General features: G+C 67.7%; 18 protein-coding genes. 8 read left to right on the forward strand and 10 right to left on the reverse strand.

The window, feature by feature from the left end; genetic code table 11:
- Nucleotides 1–33: 33 nt before the first annotated feature.
- The 3 genes from GWG54_RS02995 to GWG54_RS03005 form a co-directional block, all read right to left on the reverse strand.
- The gene (locus GWG54_RS02995) at nt 34–1,413 is read right to left on the reverse strand and encodes an AAA family ATPase (protein WP_167936362.1); all 1,380 of its coding nucleotides are present in this window, start codon (nt 1,411–1,413) and stop codon (nt 34–36) included.
- Nucleotides 1,414–2,370: 957 nt separating this feature from the next.
- A complete protein-coding gene (gene aglF, locus GWG54_RS03000; RefSeq protein WP_167936363.1) occupies nt 2,371–3,102 on the reverse strand; it encodes a UTP--glucose-1-phosphate uridylyltransferase AglF in 732 nt (243 codons plus the stop codon).
- Nucleotides 3,103–3,218: 116 nt separating this feature from the next.
- Nucleotides 3,219–4,136, reverse strand: a complete 918-nt coding sequence (locus tag GWG54_RS03005) for a glycosyltransferase family 2 protein (RefSeq protein WP_167936364.1) — start codon at nt 4,134–4,136, stop codon at nt 3,219–3,221.
- 72 nt (nt 4,137–4,208) lie between these two features.
- On the opposite strand from GWG54_RS03005, the gene GWG54_RS03010 reads away from it, so the two are divergent.
- Entirely contained in the window at nt 4,209–5,126 is a 918-nt protein-coding gene (locus tag GWG54_RS03010; RefSeq protein WP_167936365.1) for a glycosyltransferase family 2 protein, read from the forward strand.
- A gap of 108 nt (nt 5,127–5,234) precedes the next feature.
- The gene (locus GWG54_RS03015; protein ID WP_167936366.1) at nt 5,235–5,717 is read left to right on the forward strand and encodes a hypothetical protein; all 483 of its coding nucleotides are present in this window, start codon (nt 5,235–5,237) and stop codon (nt 5,715–5,717) included.
- 29 nt (nt 5,718–5,746) lie between these two features.
- Here the strand turns inward: GWG54_RS03015 and GWG54_RS03020 are convergent, their stop codons facing one another.
- A complete protein-coding gene (locus tag GWG54_RS03020; RefSeq protein WP_167936367.1) occupies nt 5,747–6,904 on the reverse strand; it encodes an MFS transporter in 1,158 nt (385 codons plus the stop codon).
- A gap of 138 nt (nt 6,905–7,042) precedes the next feature.
- On the opposite strand from GWG54_RS03020, the gene GWG54_RS03025 reads away from it, so the two are divergent.
- Entirely contained in the window at nt 7,043–7,348 is a 306-nt protein-coding gene (locus tag GWG54_RS03025) for a hypothetical protein (protein ID WP_209438233.1), read from the forward strand.
- Nucleotides 7,349–7,495: 147 nt separating this feature from the next.
- Here the strand turns inward: GWG54_RS03025 and aglG are convergent, their stop codons facing one another.
- Complete coding sequence (gene aglG / locus GWG54_RS03030) at nt 7,496–8,452, reverse strand: glucosyl-dolichyl phosphate glucuronosyltransferase (RefSeq protein WP_167936368.1); 957 nt, start codon at nt 8,450–8,452, stop codon at nt 7,496–7,498.
- 151 nt (nt 8,453–8,603) lie between these two features.
- Between aglG and GWG54_RS03035 the strand changes: the two genes are divergently transcribed.
- Nucleotides 8,604–11,528: an oligosaccharyl transferase, archaeosortase A system-associated gene (locus GWG54_RS03035; protein WP_167936369.1), complete on the forward strand. Its 2,925-nt coding sequence runs from the start codon at nt 8,604–8,606 to the stop codon at nt 11,526–11,528.
- Between the two features lie 36 nt (nt 11,529–11,564).
- Here GWG54_RS03035 and GWG54_RS03040 read toward each other — a convergent pair whose 3' ends face one another.
- The 4 genes from GWG54_RS03040 to glpA form a co-directional block, all read right to left on the reverse strand.
- Nucleotides 11,565–12,725, reverse strand: coding sequence for a Cdc6/Cdc18 family protein (locus GWG54_RS03040; protein ID WP_167936370.1), 1,161 nt, complete (start codon nt 12,723–12,725; stop codon nt 11,565–11,567).
- Entirely contained in the window at nt 12,725–14,086 is a 1,362-nt protein-coding gene (locus GWG54_RS03045; protein ID WP_209438234.1) for an anaerobic glycerol-3-phosphate dehydrogenase subunit C, read from the reverse strand. The genes GWG54_RS03040 and GWG54_RS03045 overlap by 1 nt, the downstream gene beginning before the upstream one ends.
- 91 nt (nt 14,087–14,177) lie before the next feature.
- The gene (glpB, locus tag GWG54_RS03050; RefSeq protein WP_167936371.1) at nt 14,178–15,464 is read right to left on the reverse strand and encodes a glycerol-3-phosphate dehydrogenase subunit GlpB; all 1,287 of its coding nucleotides are present in this window, start codon (nt 15,462–15,464) and stop codon (nt 14,178–14,180) included.
- 1 nt (nt 15,465) lies between these two features.
- Nucleotides 15,466–17,178, reverse strand: a complete 1,713-nt coding sequence (glpA, locus tag GWG54_RS03055) for an anaerobic glycerol-3-phosphate dehydrogenase subunit GlpA (RefSeq protein WP_167936372.1) — start codon at nt 17,176–17,178, stop codon at nt 15,466–15,468.
- A 308-nt stretch (nt 17,179–17,486) separates the two neighbouring features.
- Here glpA and glpK point away from each other — a divergent pair, with 308 nt between their 5' ends.
- Genes glpK through GWG54_RS03070 form a run of 3 tightly spaced genes read left to right on the forward strand, consistent with a single transcriptional unit; the run spans nt 17,487 to nt 20,835 of the window.
- Complete coding sequence (gene glpK / locus GWG54_RS03060; protein WP_167936373.1) at nt 17,487–19,028, forward strand: glycerol kinase GlpK; 1,542 nt, start codon at nt 17,487–17,489, stop codon at nt 19,026–19,028.
- Between the two features lie 3 nt (nt 19,029–19,031).
- Nucleotides 19,032–20,105, forward strand: coding sequence for a hypothetical protein (locus GWG54_RS03065; RefSeq protein ID WP_167936374.1), 1,074 nt, complete (start codon nt 19,032–19,034; stop codon nt 20,103–20,105).
- 46 nt (nt 20,106–20,151) lie between these two features.
- On the forward strand, nt 20,152–20,835 hold the full coding sequence (locus GWG54_RS03070; protein ID WP_167936375.1) for an HAD-IIB family hydrolase: 684 nt from the start codon (nt 20,152–20,154) through the stop codon (nt 20,833–20,835).
- 170 nt (nt 20,836–21,005) lie between these two features.
- Here GWG54_RS03070 and GWG54_RS03075 read toward each other — a convergent pair whose 3' ends face one another.
- The gene (locus GWG54_RS03075; protein WP_167936376.1) at nt 21,006–21,347 is read right to left on the reverse strand and encodes a carboxymuconolactone decarboxylase family protein; all 342 of its coding nucleotides are present in this window, start codon (nt 21,345–21,347) and stop codon (nt 21,006–21,008) included.
- Nucleotides 21,348–21,487: 140 nt separating this feature from the next.
- Here GWG54_RS03075 and GWG54_RS03080 point away from each other — a divergent pair, with 140 nt between their 5' ends.
- Nucleotides 21,488–21,784, forward strand: coding sequence for a hypothetical protein (locus GWG54_RS03080; RefSeq protein WP_167936377.1), 297 nt, complete (start codon nt 21,488–21,490; stop codon nt 21,782–21,784).
- Nucleotides 21,785–21,814: the final 30 nt, after the last annotated feature.

Here is a 21,814-nt window from a genome sequence, read left to right on the forward strand (position 1 = left end):
TGGTCGTATCGGTTACAAAATAGTCGGTCGACGCTACGGTCCCACGATCGAGACGATGTGCTGGCGCATCCGTCCATCGATCGGAATGTTCGCACAGCGCTCGTCGAGGCCGATCGTCTGGAGCAACAGGCTCGAGTCGTCGAGCAGCGACAGCTGGAGGTAGGTCCCCTCGCGGTAGCCGTCGCTGGTTCTGGTCATGTTGATGATCTTCAGCGTCTCGTACTCCCGGAGCTGGTCGGTGATGCGTTTCTTGCCGAGGACGTTGGCGTCGATGGCCTCGGCGAAGGCCCGGTAGACGCGGTACATCTCGGTCGCCTTGAACGCCGAGCGCTCGGAGAACTCGTCCATGGTCGCAAGCGCCGCGATCGCGATCTTCGCCTGGGTCGGACAGCCACGAATGAGGTCCTGAATCCGGGTCACCTCGGCGTCGTCGTTGGCGACCCGGACGTGACTCTCCGTGACCCGGGCGGCGTCGTTGTCCCTGGCGACCTCGCCCGCGAGCCGGAAGAGGTCGATCGCCCGGCGGGCGTCGCCGTGTTCCTGGGCCGAAAAGGCCGAACACAGCGGGATGACGTCGTCGGTCAGCACGTCCTCGCGGTAGGCGTCGCGACGGCGCTCGAGGATGTCGCCGAGCTGGTTGGCGTCGTAGGCCGGGAAGACGATCTCGTCGGGCGAGAAGGAGCTCTCGACGCGGGTGTCGAGTCGGTCGCCGTACTTCAGATCGTTGCTGATTCCGATGACGGTGATGCTCGCGTCGACGTCGTTTTCCTCGCCCGCCCGCGAGAGCTGCATCAGGAGTTTGCTGTCGTTGGCCTCCTCGGGCGGGACGTTCTCGACGTCGTCGGGCGGCGCGAGCCGATCGATCTCGTCTAAGACGACGATGATCGCGTCGTACAGTTCGTCGATGACCGACCAGAGTCGATCGTAGTACGCGCCCGTCGCGATTCCGGAGTGGGGGATCGTGATCCCCGTCCTCTCGGGCTCGTTCAGGCTCTTCGCGAGGTGGATGACGGTCTGGACCTCCGAGCGGCGCTGGGCGCAGTCGATCACCGCACGGCCGATTCGAACATCGTTTTCCCGCCCCCGCTCGACCACCTCGCGGCTGACGTAGCGGGTGACGAGGGTCTTTCCGGATCCCGACTTTCCGAGCAGCAGCGTCCCCTTGCCCGTTCCGCCGGTGATCGTCGGTTTGAGCCGCCGAGCGACGGTCTCGATCTGGTTGTTCCGACCGACGATCTTGTTCTGATCGGGGACGTGGTCGATCCGTAGCAGGTCCTCGTTCGCGAAGATCCGATCCTCCTCGTCCAGCACCGAGAGCGGATCGTCGCGAGACTTGGAGCGGGAGTGGGCGACCGCGCCGTGCTCGGCGGCGTACTCGCCGAGCGTCCCCGTCCCCTCCGCGTGCAAAGGCATACACCGTCTTTCAGATGAATTTTCCTTAGCTCTTTCCTTCCGCAGACGGGGGACGCCCGGACGGTGTGGCGCCGGATTCGTCCGGGTTCCACCCGCGGTTCGGTCGACGCTCGCGACGGTCGGTCCGCACACTGGTTGCGATCCCCACACCGGATTTCAGATGAATCGCTGCGGATCGACGGAGCGTTCCTCCTCCCCCACCCACACCGGATTTCAGATGAAATGACTCGGAAACGAGGCAGCCGCGAACTCACCCCCACACCGGATTTCAGATGAAATCGTCGCGAGGGAAGGTGAGGGGAGAGACGAGAAGCACTCGAGGCGAGAGCGGGAAGATTCGTCAGCCGTCGGTTTCGACGGGTTCAGTGCCCGATCGTGGGATATCATCTGAAATTCGGTGTCCGAACGGTGAACTGACTGCGCTGACTTATCCCTCGAACCGGCCGTGCCGACCGCTCCCTCGAACCGGCGTTCGAACGACCCGACTTCTCCTCTCGCGCCGAGTGGAACGAGATAGATTATAAAGAGGTGACGAGTCACAGTCGGGCACACACTTACTCCTCCTAGACGGGCTTTGCTCTGTTTCTCTCATTACCCTACTACTACTAGATTACCACTAGAGTAAAATATATAATAAAGTATCAGAGCTACTGCAGTGACTACCGTCATAGCGCTCTCGATATGCAATCTAACGGACTCTCGTCCCGTTTTATCCCCTCATCCCGTCGCTCGAGTCGGCCGCGATCCGCCCCCTCCCCCGCCCCCCGCTCGAGCGATTTCATCTGAAATCCGGTGTGGGGGTGTCGGTCCGGGACCGACCAGTTGTCGGCGGCGATCGACGCTCGCAGCCGTGACCGACGCACCGGAAGCGACGCCGGGGCGCCTCGCCGTCTCGCGTCGAACACGTCGGTTTCTCGAGTCGGAACGTCGCGGTCGCTCGGAACGGGAACGCCGCGGTCACTCGGAACGCAACGCGTCGGTTTCTCGCAGGCGTCGTTCGGCCTCCTCGCGGTCCTCGGGGTAGCCGACGTCGATCCGCCAGCCGTCCATCGGGATCGCATCGATGGTCCGACCCGACTGAATGAGCAGGTCGATCGCGTCGGGAAGCTCGTACTCGCCGCGGTCGGAGGGCTGGACGAGGTGGCAGGCGTGGAAGATCGCGGGGGTGAACGTGTAGAAGCCGGTCATCACCAGATTCGACGGCGGATCGTCGGGCTTCTCGACGACCTCGACGATCTCGCCGTACCCGTTAGTGTCGAGCACGCCGTACCGTGAGGCCTCCTCGTCGGGAACCTCCTCGACGAGGAAGGCCGCGTCCGCGCGCTGCTCGCGCTGGCGATTGACGACGTCCCCGAGGTTTCCCCGGAAGACGTTGTCTCCGAGCATGAGCACGAAGTCGTCGTCGATGTGGGATTCGGCCCGGAGGATCGCGTGGGCGAGTCCGAGCTGTTCGCGCTGGTGGGCGTAGGTGATCGGGACGCCCTCGTAGGCGTCGCCGTAGCGCTCGATGAGCTGTTCCTTCCGGTAGCCGACGACGACGATCAGCTCGTCGACTCCGATCGCGAGCAGGTTGTCGAAGACGTCCTCGACGAGCGGTTTGCCGTCGACCTCGACGAGGGCCTTGGGCTTGTCCTCGGTGAGCGGTCGGAGGCGCGTCCCCTTCCCGGCGGCCAACACGACGGCTTGCATGTTCGAACGGGCGCCGCGAACTGACAAATAGCTTGGCCGCGCCCCGAACCCGCACGCACGCTCCGCCGCCGCGCCAGCGCCGAGAGCTCCACCCTCGCGGCAGAATACTCCACCCGTCACCCGAGCCGGTTCGCGTACACCGCGAGGCGGCTCTTCGCGTCGCGGACGGCCAGCAGCGCCCGGCAGCTGACGCCGGCCGCACAGTAGTAGACGTAGTGGCGACCGTTCCAGGGGTCGATCGCGATCGCGCGCTCGAGGTAGCGGGCAGCCGGTTCCCGCCGACCGTTCTCGGCGTGGACGAACGCGACGTTGGCCGCGAACTCGGCTCGCCGCCGGCGGCGGATGCGCCGACCGTGTCGCTCGAGCACCCGGCGGTATCCCTCGAGCTTTCGCTCGGGGTCGGTTCCGATCCGCTCGCCGTCGGTGTGGCGATCCACGAGCGCGTCCGAAACGCCGCGGATCTCGTCGAACTCCTCCGACGCCAGGAGCCGGAGGTAGAACTCGTAGTCCTGGGCCGCGGGAAGGTCTTCGTCGAGGGTTCCGACGGTGTCGAAGGCGTCGATCGGGAACGTCGTCGCCGAGAAGCCGCCGATCGGATTCCCCCGTCCGAGATCCTCGAGAGTCACCCGCTCGCACGCTCGAGTCCGGTCGTAGACGTCGCCGTCGCGGCGCTTCCGGTAGGCGGTGTAGACGCCGCCGACGCGACTCGAACCCGCCCGGAACGCCTCGAGCGCCCGTTCGACGTGGGTCGGCGCCAGCTCGTCGTCGGAGTCGAGAAAGGAGACGAACTCGCCCGTCGCCCGCTCGATGCCACGGTTCCGGGCGGCGTTCGCTCCGCCGTTCGTCCCGGTCGCGACGTACGCCAGTCGATCGTCGTCGTACGCGTCGACGACCGCGTCGGTACCGTCGGTCGAGCCGTCGTCGACGACGATCACCTCGAGGTCGTCGTGGGTCTGGGCGAGCGCGCTGTCGATCGCTCGACCGAGGACGGGCGCGCGGTTGTACGTCGGGATGACGATGCTGGTCGCGGACATCCGTGGTGTCCCCGATCGGGACCTCAGCGATGAAAGTCTTTTTGACCAATGAATACAATATTAATATAACTGATGGCGACCGTTTCGATCATCACGCCGGTTTACAACGACTTCCCGGGGCTCCGGGCGACGATCGACTCCCTCGAGGCGCTCTCGACGGACGTCGACTGGGAGTACACGGTCGTCGATAACGGGTCGACCGACGGGACCCGCGAGCGCGCCCGCGACTACCTCGCGGATCGGTTCGACGGCACCGTTCTGCTCGAGGACGGGATTCAGTCCTCATACGCGGCCCGCAACGCCGGCGTTCGAAGGAGCGACGGCGACGTCGTCGCCTTCGTCGACGCCGACGTGACCGTTTCCGAAGGGTGGCTCGACGACGCCCTGGAGACGTTTCGAGCGACCGAGGCCGACTACATGGGCTGTAACGTCGAACTCGCGACGCCCGACGACCCCTCAGTCGCGGCTCGCTACGACGATCACTCCGGCTTTCCGATCGAGCGCTACCTCGAGCACCACCGCTTCGCTCCGACTTGCTGTCTGTTCGTCCGCCGTGAGGTCTTCGCCGACGTCGGCCTCTTCGATCCCCGGCTCACCTCCGGCGGCGACAAGGAGTTCGGCAACCGCGTCGACGAGGCGGGGTACGACCTGCACTTCGCGGCCGACGTCACCGCCACCCACCCGGCCCGGGAGTCGCTGCGCGCGCTCGTCGCGAAGGATCGCCGCGTGGGACGGGGGCTCTGTCAGCTCCAGCGGTACTACCCCAACCGGTACGGGCCGACCGGCGTTCCGCCCCGGCCGTCGGGGGTGAAACGCCCCGACCCCGACCTCGAGGCGCGGGAGCGCCTCCCCTTCGGCGCGCTCGAGACCGCGCTGACGGGTGTCCGTGGCATCGGCTACCTCGGCGAGTACATCTTCGGCGAGCACCTCGTCGGCGAGCGCACGCGCGAGCCGAACGATCGGGGAATCCCCGACCTCGAACCCGCGTGATCGCCGGTGCCGTCGTCCGATCGCGGCGGCGGACGACCGCGTCCTCGCCCGTCAAGAGCCGCGCCGACCCCGGACTATAACTCGGTGCGGAACACCTCTCCGAGGGAGATGACAAGCACCGAGTCCCGTCCGACGGTCGAACGGATCGAAACCCTCGTCGTCGATCCCGAGACCGTCATCGAGACGTTCGAGCGCAACCGTGACGCCGACGACGACGGACGCCACGTCCTCCGCGTCTCGGCGCCGTTCGAGACCGAAGCGACGGCCGCCCGGTTCGCTTCCGGGGGCGAGTCGAACCGAGCGGACGCCCCCGCGGTCGACCTCGGCCCGGAGGCGTTCGTCAACGTCCGCGGCGAGTACGACCCCGAGCGCACCCGCATCCCCGCGCCCTCGCGGGCGGAGTCGCGATCGATCGCCCGCAGCGACCGCGGCGCGGACGTCGACGAGGCGACCGTCGCGGAGTACCACGAGACCGCCGTGGAGGCCTGGCGAGAGTGCGTCCGCACGAGTCTCGTCGAGGCGGTTCCGCTGGTCGATCCGGAGACCGGCGACGAGATCCGGGTCGACGTCCGGTACGCCGAAATCGACTGAGCGACGCGGGGTGCCCGCCTCGAGAACGACTACCCCGGCAGTCGCCCCGCCCGCTCGAGGACGACGAGAACGAGGGCGATCGCGGCCAGCGCGGCCGCGCCGCTCGCGAACACCGCGTCGTAGGCGAACCCCCGCTCGACGAGCGAGCCGAGGGCCGACGAGCCGAGCGCCTGCATCAGCATCCAGGTGGAGCTGAAGACGGCGTAGGCGCTGCCCCGCGTCGAGTCGGGGAGCGTGTCGAGAAGGAAGGTGTCGATCGCCGGAAAGAGGGTGTGGATGACGAACCCGACGACCGCCGAGAGGACGACCAGCGCGAGCAGTCCCTCCGCCCGCGTCAGTGCGAACAGGCTCGCCGCGAACGCGCCGACGATCCCGAGCAGGTACGGGACGTGGGGAAAGCGGTCGGCGAGGTCGCCGCCGAAGTAAAAGGCGGGAACGCCCGCCGCGAAGATGATCGTCAGCATCATCCCCGCCGCCCAGTCCGAGAGGCCCTTCGACTGCATGTACAGTTCGTAGAAGTTGAACAGCCCCTGCCAGACGAACGACGCCGCGCCGACGATCGCCAGCGCGGTCACGATCAGCTTCCACTCCGAGAGCGCGCCGGCGACGAAGTCGCGGTCGGCCTCTCCCGCGGTCGGGAGTTCGGTCGTCCTCGCCGCGATCCACGTCGCGACCGTGATCGCCGCCGCGCCGACCGCGATCGCCCACAGCGAGAGCCGCCAGTCGACGAGGACGGTGAGCGCGACGAACGGCGCGGCGATCACCGCGGCGACCTGGCTGGCGGCGCCGTGGATGCCGATGATCCGACCGATGCGGTCCGGGTACAGTTCGCTCAACAGCGGGTTCGCCGAGACGAAGTAGATCCCGGAGGCGATCCCCATGAGGAAGGCTCCGACCATGAGGTGCTCGACCGTCGTCGCAGTCGCGGCGATGCTCGAGGCGACCGCGAGGACGAGCCCCGAGACGAGGACGACGAGGTGACGGGGCACCTTCGTCAGGATCCACCCCGTCGGGAGCCGGGGCGCGGCGCTTCCGACCCACCCGAGGGTCACGATGAGGCCCGCGGTCGCCTCCCCGATCCCGAACTCCCCGATGAAGACGTCCAGAAGCGGCGCGAAGACGACCCTGGCGAGATTGACCAGGAAGACGAGTCCGCAGAGAGACGCGAACAGTTTGGCGCGAGTCACGGTCGGTGTTTCTAACGGGTCGCCTCAAGCGTTCCGAAGTCGGTCCGCCCGCGCGCGACTCGAGCGCACCGACCCACGATCAACGAGTGCGGTTTCGAATCGGTGCGAGCCGTTTTGGTCGCCGAACCCCTAAAGCCGATGCCGACGACGTGTGCGCTCTGTCGACGGGTCGTCCCCCACGAGCGGATCGACGATCCCCAGGTCGTTCAGGAGCACCACCTCCGCCCCGAGGAACGGGCCACGAGTCCGACGGTGATGCTCTGTCGCCCCTGTCACGAACAGATTCACGCCCTGTTCACGAACGAACAGCTCCGCGAGGAGTACGACACGATCGAGGCCCTGCAGTCGGCCGACCGTCTTCAGGGGTACGTCGACTGGATCAGCGGAACGAACAAGCTCGAGATCCAGGTCAGAACGAGCGATCGGGTGCGTAACGACCGATAACGACGCCAGCGACGCGTTTCGATTCCAACGGACGACGATCCCGCCGTCGCGGTCATCCTCCTGTGATCGCTTTCGAACGTTCCTCGTCCCGCTCGTTCTCGGGGCCCTCGCGGCACTTCCCGCTCCGTCGATCCGTCTCGAGCCGTCTCAGGCGGTCGCTGCCTCGTCGTCCGCTCGAACGAGCGCGTCGTCCGACTGGACGAGTCCGTAGAGATAGCCAAAGCCAACCGCGGCCGTAAACACGAAAATCGCGACCAGCTGTTTGGCCTTCGCGCCCGAGGGCTCGCGGGCGAGTTCCCGAAGTCGCGAGGGGACGAACTCGAGCATGAGCTGTTGCAGATACTCGTTCTTGTCGCCCGCGGCCTCGGGCAACAGGAGATCCATGATGCGTTTCGAGTACCCCTGCCAGAACGACCGGAAGACGAGCCACCGGAAGTCGCCGCGGTAGTCGAACAGCTTGTGGTTGACGACGGCGTCGGTGTTGTAGATTACGCCCTTGCCGTACCGGTTGGCCATCCGGATGCAGACCGGGGCCTCGTGGGCCTGGATGTGACGGTCGCCCTTTCGGCCCGTGTTCTCGTCGTAGCCGCCCACGCTGAGAAAGACGTCCCGCCGGAAGGAGATGTTCGAGCCGTAGGTGTTGCGAAGCTCCTCCATGTGATCGCCCATCCCCCGCTCGTCGCAGCCGACGAGCCAGTAGAACTCCGCGGGGAAGAAGTCGGGTTTCTCGGTGACCCAGTCGGGTTTGGCGTGGCCGCCGACGGCGATCGCGTCGGTCTCCTCGTAGACCCGGGCCAGCTCTGCGATCCAGTCGGGTTCGGCGACGGCGTCGTCGTCGATGAAGGCGACGACCTCGCCGCTTGCGATCTCGGCGCCCCGCGTGCGGCTGTAGGAGATCCCCCGGTTCTCGTCGTTGCAGTGGAGGACGACGCCCTCGCGGTCCCCGTACTCCTCGCGGACGCGCTCGAAGACGGCCTCGTTGCCGTCGACGACGACGACGACCTCGAGCGGCTCGTAGGTCTGGGCGAGCACGCTGTCGACGCACTCCGAGAAGACGTCGTAGCGCTCCATCGCGTACGTGCAGACGACCGCGGAGACCTTCATCGGACGTTCGGTTTCGATCTCCGAAGGATAAACCTTGCCGTCGTCGACCGCGCTCGAGCTTCGCTCGAACAAAACAATCACTGAATGTGATAGTTAAATGATCTGGGTGATATGGGAAAGCTTATTCGTGGCTTACCTCTCGTGGAACCTAATGAGTACGGAGACCGAGCGAACCGAGGAGCGGACGGGATCGTCCGTCCTCGGCTCCTGGGCGAAGTGGTACTACGTCCCCGTTCTCGGGGTCGCCATGCTGTTTATTTTCTGGACGCGGATCCAGTCGTACGGGGCCTTCGTTACCGAGGATGGAACGCCCGCGCTCGCGGGCGTCGACTCCTGGTACCACTGGCGAACCGTGCAGTGGACGGCCGAGAACTACCCGTTCACGATGCCGTACGATATCTGGACCGGATTTCCCTCCGGCAGCTACGTCGGCCAGTTCGGCACCCTGTTCGACCAGCTTATCGTGACCGCCGCGATGATTGTCGGGCTCGGCGATCCGTCACAGAGCACGCTCTACGCGGTGTCGCTGCTCTCGGTGCCGGCGATGGCGGCGCTGGTCGCGATCCCCGTCTTCTACGCCGGTCGGCGCCTGGGGGGCACCGTCGGCGGCCTCGTCGCCGTCGTCGTGCTCGCGCTCGCGCCGGGGCAGTTCTTCGTGCGATCGACCGTCGGCCAGCTCGATCACCACGTCGGCGAGGTCCTGTTCATGGCGATCGCCGTGCTCGCGATGATGGTCGCACTGCGGGTCGCCGAGCGCGACCAGCCGATCTACGAACTCGTCGCCGACGGGGACTGGGACACCCTCCGATCGCCGGCGGTCTACGCCGCGCTGGCGGGGATCGCGCTCACGCTGTACATCTGGATCTGGCCGTCGGGCGTCGTCCTGATCGGCATCTTCGCGGTCTTTTTCGCCGTGCAGCTCTGTCTGGACTACGTCCGCGGCGTCTCCCCCGACCACGTCGCGTTCGTCGGCGCCGTCGCCCTCGGCGTAACCGCGATCGGGACGGCCCTGCTGATCGAGGCGCCGGGGACGAGCGTCACGAGCTTCGGCTCCCTCCAGCCCGCAACCGCGGCGCTCGTGGCCGTCGGTTGCCTGTTCATGGCGTGGCTCGCCCGCCGATGGAACGCCCGCGGATTCGACCGTCGCCTCTACCCGGTCGCGATCCTCGGACTCGTCCTCGCCGCGTTCGCCGCCATGTGGCTCGTGTTGCCGGATTTCTACACCACCCTCGTCGGCAACCTCACGGGTCGACTGCTGCCGTTCAACCAGGACGCGGGAACGCTGACGATCCAGGAGGCCCAGCCGCCCGAGAACTTCGCCGATCACGTCTTCGGCGAGTTCGGCACCGCCTTCTACACGATGCTGGTCGGGCTGGTCCTGCTGCTCGCCCGGCCGCTGTTCGGCCGCGAGTACCGCGCGGAGTACACGCTGATCCTCGTCTGGTCGCTGTTCCTGATCAGTATGGCGGCGACCCAGGTTCGGTTCTCGTACTACCTCGTGCTCGCGGTCGCCGTCGTCAACGCCGCCTTCGTCGCCGACGTCGTGCGGCTGTTCGACCTCGACCTTCAGCGGAGTGCGCGGTCGCTGCGCGGGATCGAGACCTACCAGGTCATCATCTTGCTCGTGGTCGTCCTGCTGCTGTTCGCGCCGCTGCTCCCGGTCGTCGCGGCCGACGGCGGGTCCGTGATCGACCGCGGCCAGGCGACGGGACCGCATCCCGACGCGATGACGTGGGAGGCGTCGAACGACTGGCTCGAGTCGAACACCCCCGAGCCCGGTAACTACGGCGGCGCCGACAATGCCAGCGAACTCGAGTACTCCGGTACCTACGACTACCCCGAGGGCGGCGACTTCGACTACCCCGCAGGCGCCTACGGCGTGATGTCCTGGTGGGACTACGGCCACCTGATCACGACCCAGGGCGAGCGGATCCCCCACGCGAACCCGTTCCAGCAGAACGCCGAGACCGCCTCGGCGTTTCTCACCGCCGAATCCGAGCGCGAGGCCGAGCTGATCCTCGAGAACGTCGCAGCCGGCGAGTCCCCGCTGGACGACGGCGACAACGTCCGACCGACCGAGGAACTCGAGGCAGGGGTCGAGGAGAACGCCACCGAACAGATGCGGTACGTGATGATCGACGACCAGATGGCCGGCGGGAAGTTCAGCGCGATCGCCACCTGGTCGGGCCCCGGCTACGGCCACTACGTCACGCCCCAGAACGTCGACGCCACCGAGCCGATCGATCGCGACGAAGTCGACGAGCGGCTCGGCTCGGTCCCCTACGACGACACGATGATCTCCCGGCTGTACTTCGACGACGCCGCGGGGCTCGAACACTACCGGCTCGTCCACGAGAACGACGCGCGGACGGTCGGCTTCGTCAGCTACGCGCTGATGAACCCCGAGACGGATCAGGTGGCGACGGACCAGAACGGTCAACCGCAGGTCGTGGTCAACCGGATGGCCGGCTCGCAAACCATCTCCCAGATCGAGGCGAGCCCGAACGCAGAGATTATCGACCAGCGAACCGGCTCGGCGGTCAAGACCTACGAGCGCGTCGAGGGGGCGACGATCACTGGAAGCGTCGACGGCCCCGTCGGGGAGAACGCGACCGCGACCGCCGAACTCGAGGTCGACTCCGGCGCCGACCGCGGCACGTTCACCTACGAGCAGGAGGTCGAGGTCGACGAGAACGGCAGCTTCGAGCTCACGGTTCCGTACGCGACCGACGACGAACTCGGCGTCGAGGACGGGTACACCGACAGCAGCGTCGAGGCGGTCGAGAACTACACCGTGACCGTCGACGGCGACACCGACTACCGGGCCGAAACCGCGGTCCCCGAAACCGCCGTGGTCGAGGGCGACGCCGTCGAGATCGACCTCCAGGAGACGACCCTTGAGGACGAGTCGGCGAGCGGGGACGACGCCGAGGCGAACGGCAACGAAACGGCCGGCGACGAGACCGCCGACGAGGGCGCGAGTGACGAACCTGCCACGAACGAGAGCGCGGGCGCGAGCGAGGAACCCGCCGAAAACGAAAGCGACGCCGCCAGGGTTGCCCAGGCGGCGGACTGAGTTCGGCGACGCCTCGCCGCCCCGCTATCGGACGGCCTACCGAGGATCGCCGTCGGGCGAGGCGAGCGCCCGGAACGCGATCGTCGGAAACCGGGGGACGACCGTGCTCGGACGTCGCCCGCTCCCGCTCGTCGACAGCGGGACCCGCTCGATGACCCCTCTGTCGGCGAGTTCGTACAGGAACCGCTTGACCGTCCCGGCGGTGAGCCCCGACCGCTCCGCGATCTCCGCGGCGACCTCCCGGATCGGGCGGTCGGCGGCGTCGACGTCGATCAGCCCGCACAGCACCCGCTGGCGGGTCTCCGACAGCGAGAGCGCGCGGTCGACGTGGACGCCGGGCTCGGGAACGTCTTCCATCGCCGCCTCGAGGTGCGATCGCTCGATTCGGTCCGCGCCGTCCTCGACGGCCAGCAGCGTCGCTCCGAACAGCGCTGCGAGCGCGTCGTGGGCGTTGCCGTCGGCCCAGATCGCGACCTCGCGGACGGTCTCGTGGTCGAGCGTCCCCGCGGTCAACCCAGTCGAGGTGCGGTCGGTGACGACGTCGGCGAGCTCGTGGTGGCGGTAGGCCGGTACCGTCACCGTCGTCCCCGTCCAGTCCTCGGGCTCGGTCTGGCCAACGGCGACCGTCGTGACGGCGTCGTCGACCGGTTCGACGAGCTCGCGCACGCGACCGTACGAGAGCGTCTCGGGCTCGTCGTGGTGGTCGATCGCGACGACGGCCCGCCGATCGGGCCGCGAGAAGCGGGTTCGGAGCCGCTCTCGGAGGGCGTCGGTGCCGACACCGCTCTCGGGGACCGCGTCGTTCGAGACCATCGAGAGCACCGCCCGATAGAACGCGAAGGGGCTCCCGACCCGGCGCGCGTCGACGTAGACGAACCAGGTCACGGCCCCGGAGCTGCCGGCTCTGGTCGTCGTCCCGATCGATCGCGTGGGCTCGCCCAGCCGGGCGTTCAGCGCGTCGAACAGCGCCGTGACGATCGCCGACGTGCCGGCGCCGGCGGGGCCGACGACCGCAGCGGAGTCGGGAAGCTCGCCGTCGAACACCGGCTCGAGGGCGTCGAGCAACTGCTCGAGGACGGGCCCCCGTCCGATCGGTTCCGAGCGGTGGACGACCGGGCTGAGGTGGTTGCGGTTGACGACGATCCCGTCCGTCCGGTGTGCGGATCGCCGTCGTGCGATGCGCTCCGCGAGGTTCATTATCGCTCCGGGCCGACGAGCGCGGCCTCGAGTACCTCGAGGGTGTGGGTGATCTCGTAGCCGGTGCCGTGGCCCATCTGCATCGAACAGGTCGGGCACTCCGTGAGACCGGTCGTCGCTTCCGCGTCCTCCATGTGCTCGAACATCTCCTCGCCGATCTTCATGGAGGTGTCGTAGTTCTCCTCCTTCCAGCCGTACGTTCCCGAGATGCCCGAACAGGAGTCGCCGACGTCCTCGACGTCGATCCCGTCGATCGCGCTCAGCACCTCGACGGTCTGGCCGTCCAGTCCCTGGTTGCGGGCGTGACACGGCGCGTGGTAGGCGAACTCCCCGTCGACGGCGGTCCCCTCGAGTTCGCCTTTCAGATCCTCGTGGACGCGGAGGTACTCGACGGCGTCCCAGGTATTGGCGGCGACGTCTTCGGTGCCCTCGAAGTCGAACAGCTCGGGGTACTCCTGGCGGATCGACATCGAACACGAGCTACAGGAGGCGACGATGTCGGCGCCGTTCTCGATGGCCTCGGCGAGCTCCCGGACGTTGGTCTCGGCGGCCCGACGGGCGTCCTCGAGCATCCCGTTGGCGAACATCGGCGTCCCCGAACAGGCCTGCTCGGGCACCATCACCTCGTAGCCGAGGTGTTCGTAGACCCGGACGAGCGCCTTCGCGACCTCCGGCGTGTTGTAGTTCGAGTAGCAGCCGTGGAAGTACGCGATCCGCTTGTGGGGGTTCTCGACGTCCTCGCCGCGCTCGGCCCGCGCGGCCCGCGCTCGCTCCCTCGAGGTGTCGTTGCCGCCGCGCTCGGCCCACCACCCGCGGAACGTCTGGGTCGCGAACTCGGGGAACTCCCGCTCGCTCGCGATCCCCATCACCTTCTCGCCCATCCACTGCGTGACCGACAGCCCCATCACGAAGTTCGCGGTCCGGGGGAAGGTCGCGGCCAGCGGGGCCAGCTTCCGGTAGTTCGAGAGCATCCGGTTGCGCCAGTACTCCCGGGAGAGCTTGCTCATGTTCTCCTCGACGTACTCCGCCCGCGCGGTGTTGTGCATCTGCGAGAGGGGTACCTCGGAGGGACAGGCGCTGTCACAGCGCATACAGTTCGAACACTTCATCACCGAGTCGTCGATGTCGTGGTCGGACTGGCGCTTGAGCCGCCACTGCTCGGGGCCCTGGAACTTCGGCCCGGGGAACTCGTCGTCGACCTCGGCGACGGGACAGTTCGTGTCGCAGGTCGAGCACTTGTAACAGTTGTCGGCGCCCGGCCGGAGGTCCATCTCCTCGGCCTCGGGGAACACCTCGATCGGTTCGAACCCCTCTTCCTCGCCCGGTACGTGGTCGTCCATCGGTCGTTGTGCGTCGCTCATCGAATCACCTGGGTAGATCGCGTTCGGTCGTTCGTCTCGTTCGCGTCGTTCGAGTCGGCCGTCACAATTGTACTCGCCGCTGCGGTCGCGCTCATCTGCTCGCCTCCTCGCCGGCTCGCCCGCCCGCGACGTACCCCGTCGCGAGCGAAACGCCAGCGCCCGATTTCTCGGCCGCGTAGTCGTAGCCGCCCAGCACCGCCCCCGCCGCCCGCAGGTTGGAAAACTCGGGCTCCTCGTCGGCGTCGAGGGGGCGCAGCTCCCGGTCCGGAACGACGCCGAACCGGGCGTACGGTTGCTCGCCGAAGACGTCGTCGACGAACCAGTCGTAGCGGTCGTCGGCGTGGGGAACGCGACAGTCGAAGATCGGCTCGAAGGCGCGATCGCGCTCGCTGCGAACGCCCTTGCCGACGAGCCCGCCCGTCGCGAGGACGTACTGGCTCGCCTCGTGGGGAATCTCCTGGCCGTGGCGGTCGACGAGCACGTGGTCGATCGCCCCGCCGTCGTCCGTCTCGTAGCCGACGACCGGGACTCCCGAGACGACGCGTACGCCGGCGTCCTCGAGGGCCCGGTACAGCAGGTCCTCGAGGCGCATCCCCGGCAAACTCGGCGGACCCATCGGCACCTCGAAGACGTCGGCACCCAGCGAGTCCGCGAGGTCCGCCCGCACCTCGTCGGCGAACTCGTCGCCCAACAGCGCGGGAAAGCCGACGCGGGTCTCGCCCTCGAGGTGGGGCTCGACGATCGCGGCGAGCGCCTCACGGGCCGACAGCTCGCCGGCGTTCGTCCGAACCGGCTCCTCGCGGTCGAGCAGGTGGGCGTACCGCGTGAGCTTCGCGTCGTCCCGGACGATGCCGGGGAACTGCAGCGTGACCCCGCGGGCCGCGAAGGGCGCGCCCGCGGCCTCGAGGTGGGAGGCCGCAAGCGGCGCGTCGAAGTCGGTCAGCGTCTCGAAGCCGACCAGCAGCGTGTCTCGGGGATCGCTCGCCAGCCCCGCGGCCGTCGAGACCGGGTACCGGGCCGTCGGTTTGACCGTCCCGCCGTGGGTCGGGACGAGGGCGTTCGCGTCGGTGTGGTCGCCGGCGTAGGCGTCGCCGGCGACCTCGTCGAAGAAGGAAAGCGCCTCCCGAACCGCCTCGGTGCCGACCCGTCGGTAGGGGTGGCTCTCGGGGAGTTCCTCGAGTCGCTCGAACGGGTCGACGATCGGGCCCTCGCCCTCGTGGGTGTACCCCAGTACGTCGATCAGTCCGCTCGCGTTCCTGAGGGTGCTCTGCTTGTGGGTGACCAGTCGAACGTCGGCGCCCTCCTCGGCCGCGGCGAGCGCGGCGGTCGCGCCCGCGATCCCGCCGCCGATCACGAGGACGTCGTCGCTGATCGCCATCTCAGTCACCCCCCGATCGCCGACGCGGCGGGGTCCGCGCGTTCGAGTCGCCCGAATCGAACGCGCCGTAGTCGACGTCGTCCGTGCTGCTCGCGGGATCGCCGTCCCGGTTCATCGTCGTCGCGTGCAGGGCGTAGTTGAGCATCGCCTGGGAGAGTTGCTCGCCCCAGAGGGCGTGGCGCTCGCCCTTCCAGCGCTCCTGGAAGAGTTCGTCGAGGGCCTCTCGAGTCGTCGCCTCGTCGTACTCGGGGTGGAGCTCGTTGGCCATGTTCTGACAGCAGAAGCCGCCCTGGCAGTTGCCCATCGACGCGCGGGTGCGGATGCGAACCGCGTTCAGGTCCGATCCCGACTGGTCGATCGCGTCCTGCACTTCGGCCCGCGTGACACCCTCGCACTGGCAGACGACGGGGTTCGGCTCGTCGGTCTCGAGCACCTCCTGCGACCGACTTCCCAACCGCTGTTTGCTCCGGCGGGCGATCGGCGAGCGCAGTCCGAAGTCGTCCATCCCCTCCTCGAGGACGGCGAGGTTCTCGCTGCCCGGGAGCGGTTCCTCGGCGGTCGCACACGAGGCCCGGATCCCGAGTTGCTCGCAGACGTGGTTCGAGATCTCCTCGGCCATCGCCCGGTAGGTGGTGAACTTCCCGCCGACGATGCTCGACATCCCCGAGACGCCGTCCCGTTCCTCGTGATCGAGTAGGAAGAAATCGCGCGTGATGTCGGTGGGATCCGTCGTCCCCCGGCCCGGGGGCTCGTACAGCGGTCGCACGCCCCAGAACGAGCGAATGGTTCGGGCCTCCTCGAGGATCGGCACGAGCTCGGAGAGGGTGTCGATCATCATGTCGACTTCCCACTGCTCCTCGGGGTAGTCGTCGGGGTCCGTGACCTCCTCGTCGGTCGTTCCGAGGATCGCGGTCGTCTCGTGGGGGACGACGATGTCGGCGTCGCCCTTCGGTCGGCAGCGGTTGATGACGGTGTCGACCTGGCGGACGTTCATGATCGTCATCACGCCCTTCGAGGGGCGAACCTCGACGTCTAAGTCGGCCATCGCGCCGATCTGGCCGGCCCACGCACCCGTCGCGTTCACGACGTACTCGGCGGTGATCTCCTCGGTCGTGCCGGGCGTCCCGTGGGTTCGCTTGCCGGGACCGGACTCGTGGCGCACCTCGACGCCGTAGATGTCGTCTCCCTCCCGGAGCAGGTCGATCACTTCGGCGTGGGTCTCGATGCGCGCGCCGTAGTTCTCGGCGTCGACCGCGTTCGCGACGCACAGGCGGAACGGATCGACCGCGCCGTCGGGGACCTGGATCGCCCGCTTGACGTCCTCCGCGAGGTAGGGTTCGACCTCGCGGGCCTCCCGCCCCGAGAGGACTCTCGCGGGGATGTCGCAGTCGCGACAGCCCTCGAGTTTCTCCCGGAAGTAGTCGTCCGGGTCCTCGGGGCGTTGAACGAACAGCCCGCCGGTGGTCTCGACGCAGTGGCCGGCGATCTCCCGAAGGATCTCGTTTTCCTCGATGCACTCGACCGCGCTGGCCTGATCCGAAACCGCGTAGCGTCCGCCGCTGTGTAGCAGGCCATGCATCCGGCCCGTCGTCCCGTCGGTCAGATTGCCTCGCTCGACGAGCGTGACCTCGACGCCGCGCATCGCCAGATCCCTGGCGATACCGCAGCCGGTCGAGCCGCCCCCGAGTACGAGAACCTCGGTGTCGTGTGCCATCCCTTCGTCCGTACCTCGCGCTCCTGTCTCTTTATTTTATCGCAGACCTCGTACCGGCAGTAACGCCCGACCAACCGCCGATCGGTGCGGGACGGATCGATATCCGCTCCACGAGGAGATTCCGACGGTATATCGACAATCGCACGGATACTGAGACGATTCAGGTCGGATCGTACATATTACTTCGACGCTAACGTAACAGCTATATTATAACTTCGGCAACGTTTATAATGATCGTAGGAAATGTTTACCAGTAGAATGCGATCGTCAGTAAAGACATCGCTCGGAGCGAGACGGGGTGACCACCAATGACAGGACAGACGTACGTCGGCGCAGTCGATCAGGGAACGACAGGGACGCGGTTTATGGTGTTCGACCACGGCGGGCAGGTCGTCGCCAACGCCTACGAGAAACACGAGCAGATCTATCCGGAGCCCGGCTGGGTCGAACACGACCCGATAGAGATCTGGGAGAACACGAAAGACGTTATCACGACGGCACTGGGTAAGGCGGGGATCAGTCCCGACCAGCTCGAGGCCATCGGCGTCACGAACCAGCGCGAGACGACGCTGCTGTGGGACGCCGACTCCGGCAGGCCGGTCCACAACGCCATCGTCTGGCAGGACCGACGGACGACCGACCGCGTCGAGCAACTCGAGGAGGACGGCCTCGTCGAGACGGTCCGCGAGAAGACCGGCCTCGAGGCCGACGCCTACTTCTCGGCGACGAAAGCCGAGTGGCTCCTCGAGAACGCCGACCCGATCAAGATGGAGCGGACCCGCCCCGCGGACATCAACGACCGGGCGGCCCAGGGCGACGTGCTGTTCGGGACCATCGACACCTGGCTGATCTACAACCTCACCGGCGAGCACATCACCGAGGTGACGAACGCCTCGCGGACGATGCTGTACAACATCCACGACCTCGAGTGGGACGACGACCTGCTCGAGGAGTTCGGCATTCCCCGGGAGATGCTTCCGGAGGTCCGCCCCTCGAGCGACGACGAGACCTACGGCTCGACCGATCCCGACGGGTTCCTCGAGGCCGAGGTCCCCGTCGCCGGGGCGCTGGGCGACCAGCAGGCCGCGCTGTTCGGCCAGACCTGCTTCGACGCCGGCGACGCCAAGAACACCTACGGCACCGGTTCGTTCTTCCTGATGAACACCGGCGACGAGGCCGTCGAGAGCGACCACGGCCTGCTGACGACGATCGGCTTCCAGCGCTCGGGCGAACCCGTCCAGTACGCCCTCGAGGGATCGATCTTCGTCACCGGCGCGGCCATCGAGTGGCTCGAGGATCTCACGCTGATCGACAACCCGGCCCAGACCGCCGAGCTGGCCCGCAGCGTCGATTCGACCGACGGGGTCTACGTCGTGCCCGCCTTCACGGGGCTGGGTGCGCCCCACTGGGACCAGCGCGCCCGCGGCACGATCGTCGGGATGACGCGGGGAACCCGGCGGGAACACGTCGTCCGGGCGACCCTCGAGTCGATCGCCTACCAGACCCGCGACGTCGCTGAGGCGATGGAGGCCGACTCGGGCATCGAGATGACCAGCCTCCGGGTCGACGGCGGCGCGGTCAAGAACAACTACCTCTGTCAGCTCCAGTCGGACATCATCGGCTCGGAGATCGTCCGCCCGAAGGTCGACGAGACGACGGCGCTGGGCTCGGCCTACGCCGCCGGGCTGGCCGTCGACTACTGGGAGGACGTCGAGGGGCTGCGCGACAACTGGCAGATCGACCGCGAGTTCGATCCCGAGATGGATCGCGCCGAGGCCGATCGAAAGTACGACCGCTGGGACGATGCGCTCGATCGAGCGCGGAATTGGGCGACGGACGGTGAGCAGTGAGCCATGATCGGGACCCTGCTGCAAGTTCCGATCGTCGGCATGGAGCTCGAGGCGTTCGTCGTCCTGCTGATCGCCGCCCTCGCCGGCGGTGCGTTCGGGGCGGCCCTCGGCGCGCTGCCCGCGTTCGTCTTCACGGGCTTCGTCGTCTTCCTCGGCGAGGGCCTCGCCATTCTCGAGGGAGAACTGGGCGGGCTCGATGCCGTCGCGGCCGGAGACATCGCGACCGGCATCACCGGGACGATCGGCTTCGGCGCGGTCACCGGTCCCCACATCGCCTTCGCCGGCGGTGTCGCCGCGACGGCCTACGCCGGCAAGCGCTATCCCGAGATGGAACCCGCCGGCTGGGACTACCACTTCGGGAAGAACATCCTGTACGCGTTCGGGACCAAACCCGACATCCTCGCGGTCGGCGCGATCTTCGGCGTCGTCGGGTTGTTGATCACCCAGGTGCTCGACGGGGTCGGCTTCCCGACAGACAACATCGCGCTCTCGGTCGTGGCGACGGCGTTTCTGGCGCGACTGGCCTTCGGCTACCCGCTGATCGGGAAGGTCCGCGGTGCGAACATCCTCGACATGACGCCGTTCGAGCGCGAGGAGACGCGCGTGGCGGCCGACGGCGGCGACGCCGGCGGCCGGTTGGCCACCGAGCCGTGGCTCCCCCACCAGTACGAGTGGTCCGGTGTCGCCGCCGTCGGCCTCGTGGGCGGGATCCTCGGCGGGTTCATCTGGCTCCAGACGGGGAGCATCTTCCTGGGCTATGCGATCTCCGCGATGAGCCTGCTGTTTCTCAACCTCGGCGTCGAGAAGATCCCGGTCACCCACCACATGACGCTGCTGGGCGCGGTGGGGGCGGTGATCGCGGCCCCGACGATCGGGAGCGATCCGGTCGTGTTGCTCGTCGCCGGCGCGTTCGGCGCGGTCAGCGGCCTTCTGGGTGAGATCTCCCAGCGCGTGTTCTACTCCCACTCCGGGACCCACGTCGACCCGCCGGCGATGGCCATCGCCGAGTTCATGTTCGTGCTCGGGGTCCTCTACCTGGTCGGGCTCCTCCCCAACGCGGGCTACCTCGCGCTGTAGCCCTCGAACCGACTCTTTTAGGTCTCCTAGCCCTCGAGTGATGGGCATGACCGCCGATCCGCCGCTGGTGCTCGACGTCGACGGCACGCTCACTCGCCCCGAGGGGTGGGGACTCGATCCGCGCGTCTTCGATCCGCTCCGCGAGTGGGAGGCCCCGGTCGTGATCGCCACCGGGAAGGCCTTCCCCTACCCCGTCGCCCTCTGTCAGTTCGTCGGCGTCCCCGAACTCGTCGTCGCCGAGAACGGCGGCGTCGTCTACACCGGCGACGACGTCTTCTTCACCGCCGACCCGGAGGCCGCCCGGGCCGTCGTCGAGGACTACCGCGCAGCGGGCTACGAACCCGGCTGGGGCGCCGAGGACACCGTCAACCGCTGGCGCGAGACCGAGGTCGCGATCAACCTCGAGCAGCCCGTCGAACCGCTGCGGGAGATCGCCGCCGAACACGGCCTCGAGGTCGTCGACACGGGCTACGCCTACCACGTCAAGGACACGGAGCCGAACAAGGGCGACGGCGTCGAGACCATCGCCGAGCACGTCGGCTTCGACCTCGCCGAGACTGTCGCCGTCGGCGACTCGATCAACGACGTCTCGACGTTCGAGGTCGCGGGCCGGAGCTTCGCGGTGGCAAACGCCGACGCGGCCGCGACCGAGGCGGCCGACGAGGTCCTCGAGGAGGGCCACGCCGACGGGACGCTGACCGCGCTCGAGCGCGTTCGCGGGAGTCGGTAGTCGGACCGGGACCGATCGTCGCCGCCGGACGCCCGGTCGCGGGCGACGGCCTTGTCGACGCCGGCGTCGAGACGGTCTCCGGCCGTCCGTCGGGACTCGAGCGAACGCTGCACAGATACCCCGTCGCGCCCAGCCTCGGAAGCGAGAAAACGGCCGGAAGCGGCGACCCGCTAAGCCTCGTCCTCGTCGGTGAGATCCTCGATCCAGCTGATCGCGGCCATCGCCTGCGGGAACCCCAGCGTCGGGATCGACAGCGCCGCGACCTGTTTGAGCGCCTCGGGGTCGACGTCCTCCTCGAGCCCACGCCGGACGTGAGAGTGGACGGCCCCCTCCGATTGGGCGCCGATCGAGAGCGCGAGTTTGATCAGGCGTTTCGTCTCGTCGTCGATCGGGCCCGCTTCGGAGCAGGCCTCGCCGAGGTCGGCGTACGCCTCCCAGACCGCGGGGTAGTCGTCGGCGAACTCGCCCGCCGTCGACGGCAGTTCGTCTGGATCGTCGATCTGATCTGCCATGCGTGGGGTGGTCCGGGCGGACCACCAAGATACTTCTGCCGAACCCCGGGGGTCGGGAACCGGCGCACTCGATCGCCCCGATCGCTCGAGGCGCCGACCGGTCGCAGAACCCTTTTCTACGAACCGACCAACCCCTCCGTATGGACGGACTAGATCTCGCGGTCGGGGCCTTCGGCCTCAGCGGGACGGCCGCGATCTTCGCGCTCACCTACCGGGACGCGATTCGACGGGAGATCTCCCGGCCCGTCTTTTGGGCCGCGGTCACTGCGATTCCGTTCCTGCTCGGGGTCGGGCTCTACCTGTTCGCGCCGGTTCCGATGACCGGCGTGATCATGACCGCAAACACCGGGATCGTCATCTACACGTTCGAGCGCGAGATCGCCGACGAGGACGACGAGGACGGCGGCGAACCGGGCACGCTCCCCCACCGGAAGTAGCGCCCTCGACTCTCCCGACACCGCACGGCT

The organism is Natronococcus sp. JC468 (assembly GCF_012163165.1).
GTDB lineage: Archaea > Halobacteriota > Halobacteria > Halobacteriales > Natrialbaceae > Natronococcus > Natronococcus jeotgali.

Excerpts from the sequence above, each read along its gene's own strand:
- GWG54_RS03065 (WP_167936374.1), top strand. The coding sequence starts at position 19,032 with ATGATCGGGACCCTGCTGCAAGTTCCGATCGTCGGCATGGAGCTCGAG.
- glpK (WP_167936373.1), top strand. The coding sequence starts at position 17,487 with ATGACAGGACAGACGTACGTCGGCGCAGTCGATCAGGGAACGACAGGG.
- GWG54_RS03005 (WP_167936364.1), bottom strand. The coding sequence starts at position 4,136 with ATGTCCGCGACCAGCATCGTCATCCCGACGTACAACCGCGCGCCCGTC.
- GWG54_RS03045 (WP_209438234.1), bottom strand. The coding sequence starts at position 14,086 with ATGAGCGACGCACAACGACCGATGGACGACCACGTACCGGGCGAGGAA.
- aglF (WP_167936363.1), bottom strand. The coding sequence starts at position 3,102 with ATGCAAGCCGTCGTGTTGGCCGCCGGGAAGGGGACGCGCCTCCGACCG.
- glpB (WP_167936371.1), bottom strand. The coding sequence starts at position 15,464 with ATGGCGATCAGCGACGACGTCCTCGTGATCGGCGGCGGGATCGCGGGC.
- GWG54_RS03070 (WP_167936375.1), top strand. The coding sequence starts at position 20,152 with ATGACCGCCGATCCGCCGCTGGTGCTCGACGTCGACGGCACGCTCACT.
- GWG54_RS03035 (WP_167936369.1), top strand. The coding sequence starts at position 8,604 with ATGAGTACGGAGACCGAGCGAACCGAGGAGCGGACGGGATCGTCCGTC.
- glpA (WP_167936372.1), bottom strand. The coding sequence starts at position 17,178 with ATGGCACACGACACCGAGGTTCTCGTACTCGGGGGCGGCTCGACCGGC.
- GWG54_RS03080 (WP_167936377.1), top strand. The coding sequence starts at position 21,488 with ATGGACGGACTAGATCTCGCGGTCGGGGCCTTCGGCCTCAGCGGGACG.
- GWG54_RS03015 (WP_167936366.1), top strand. The coding sequence starts at position 5,235 with ATGACAAGCACCGAGTCCCGTCCGACGGTCGAACGGATCGAAACCCTC.
- GWG54_RS03010 (WP_167936365.1), top strand. The coding sequence starts at position 4,209 with ATGGCGACCGTTTCGATCATCACGCCGGTTTACAACGACTTCCCGGGG.
- GWG54_RS02995 (WP_167936362.1), bottom strand. The coding sequence starts at position 1,413 with ATGCCTTTGCACGCGGAGGGGACGGGGACGCTCGGCGAGTACGCCGCC.
- GWG54_RS03025 (WP_209438233.1), top strand. The coding sequence starts at position 7,043 with ATGCCGACGACGTGTGCGCTCTGTCGACGGGTCGTCCCCCACGAGCGG.
- GWG54_RS03040 (WP_167936370.1), bottom strand. The coding sequence starts at position 12,725 with ATGAACCTCGCGGAGCGCATCGCACGACGGCGATCCGCACACCGGACG.
- GWG54_RS03075 (WP_167936376.1), bottom strand. The coding sequence starts at position 21,347 with ATGGCAGATCAGATCGACGATCCAGACGAACTGCCGTCGACGGCGGGC.
- aglG (WP_167936368.1), bottom strand. The coding sequence starts at position 8,452 with ATGAAGGTCTCCGCGGTCGTCTGCACGTACGCGATGGAGCGCTACGAC.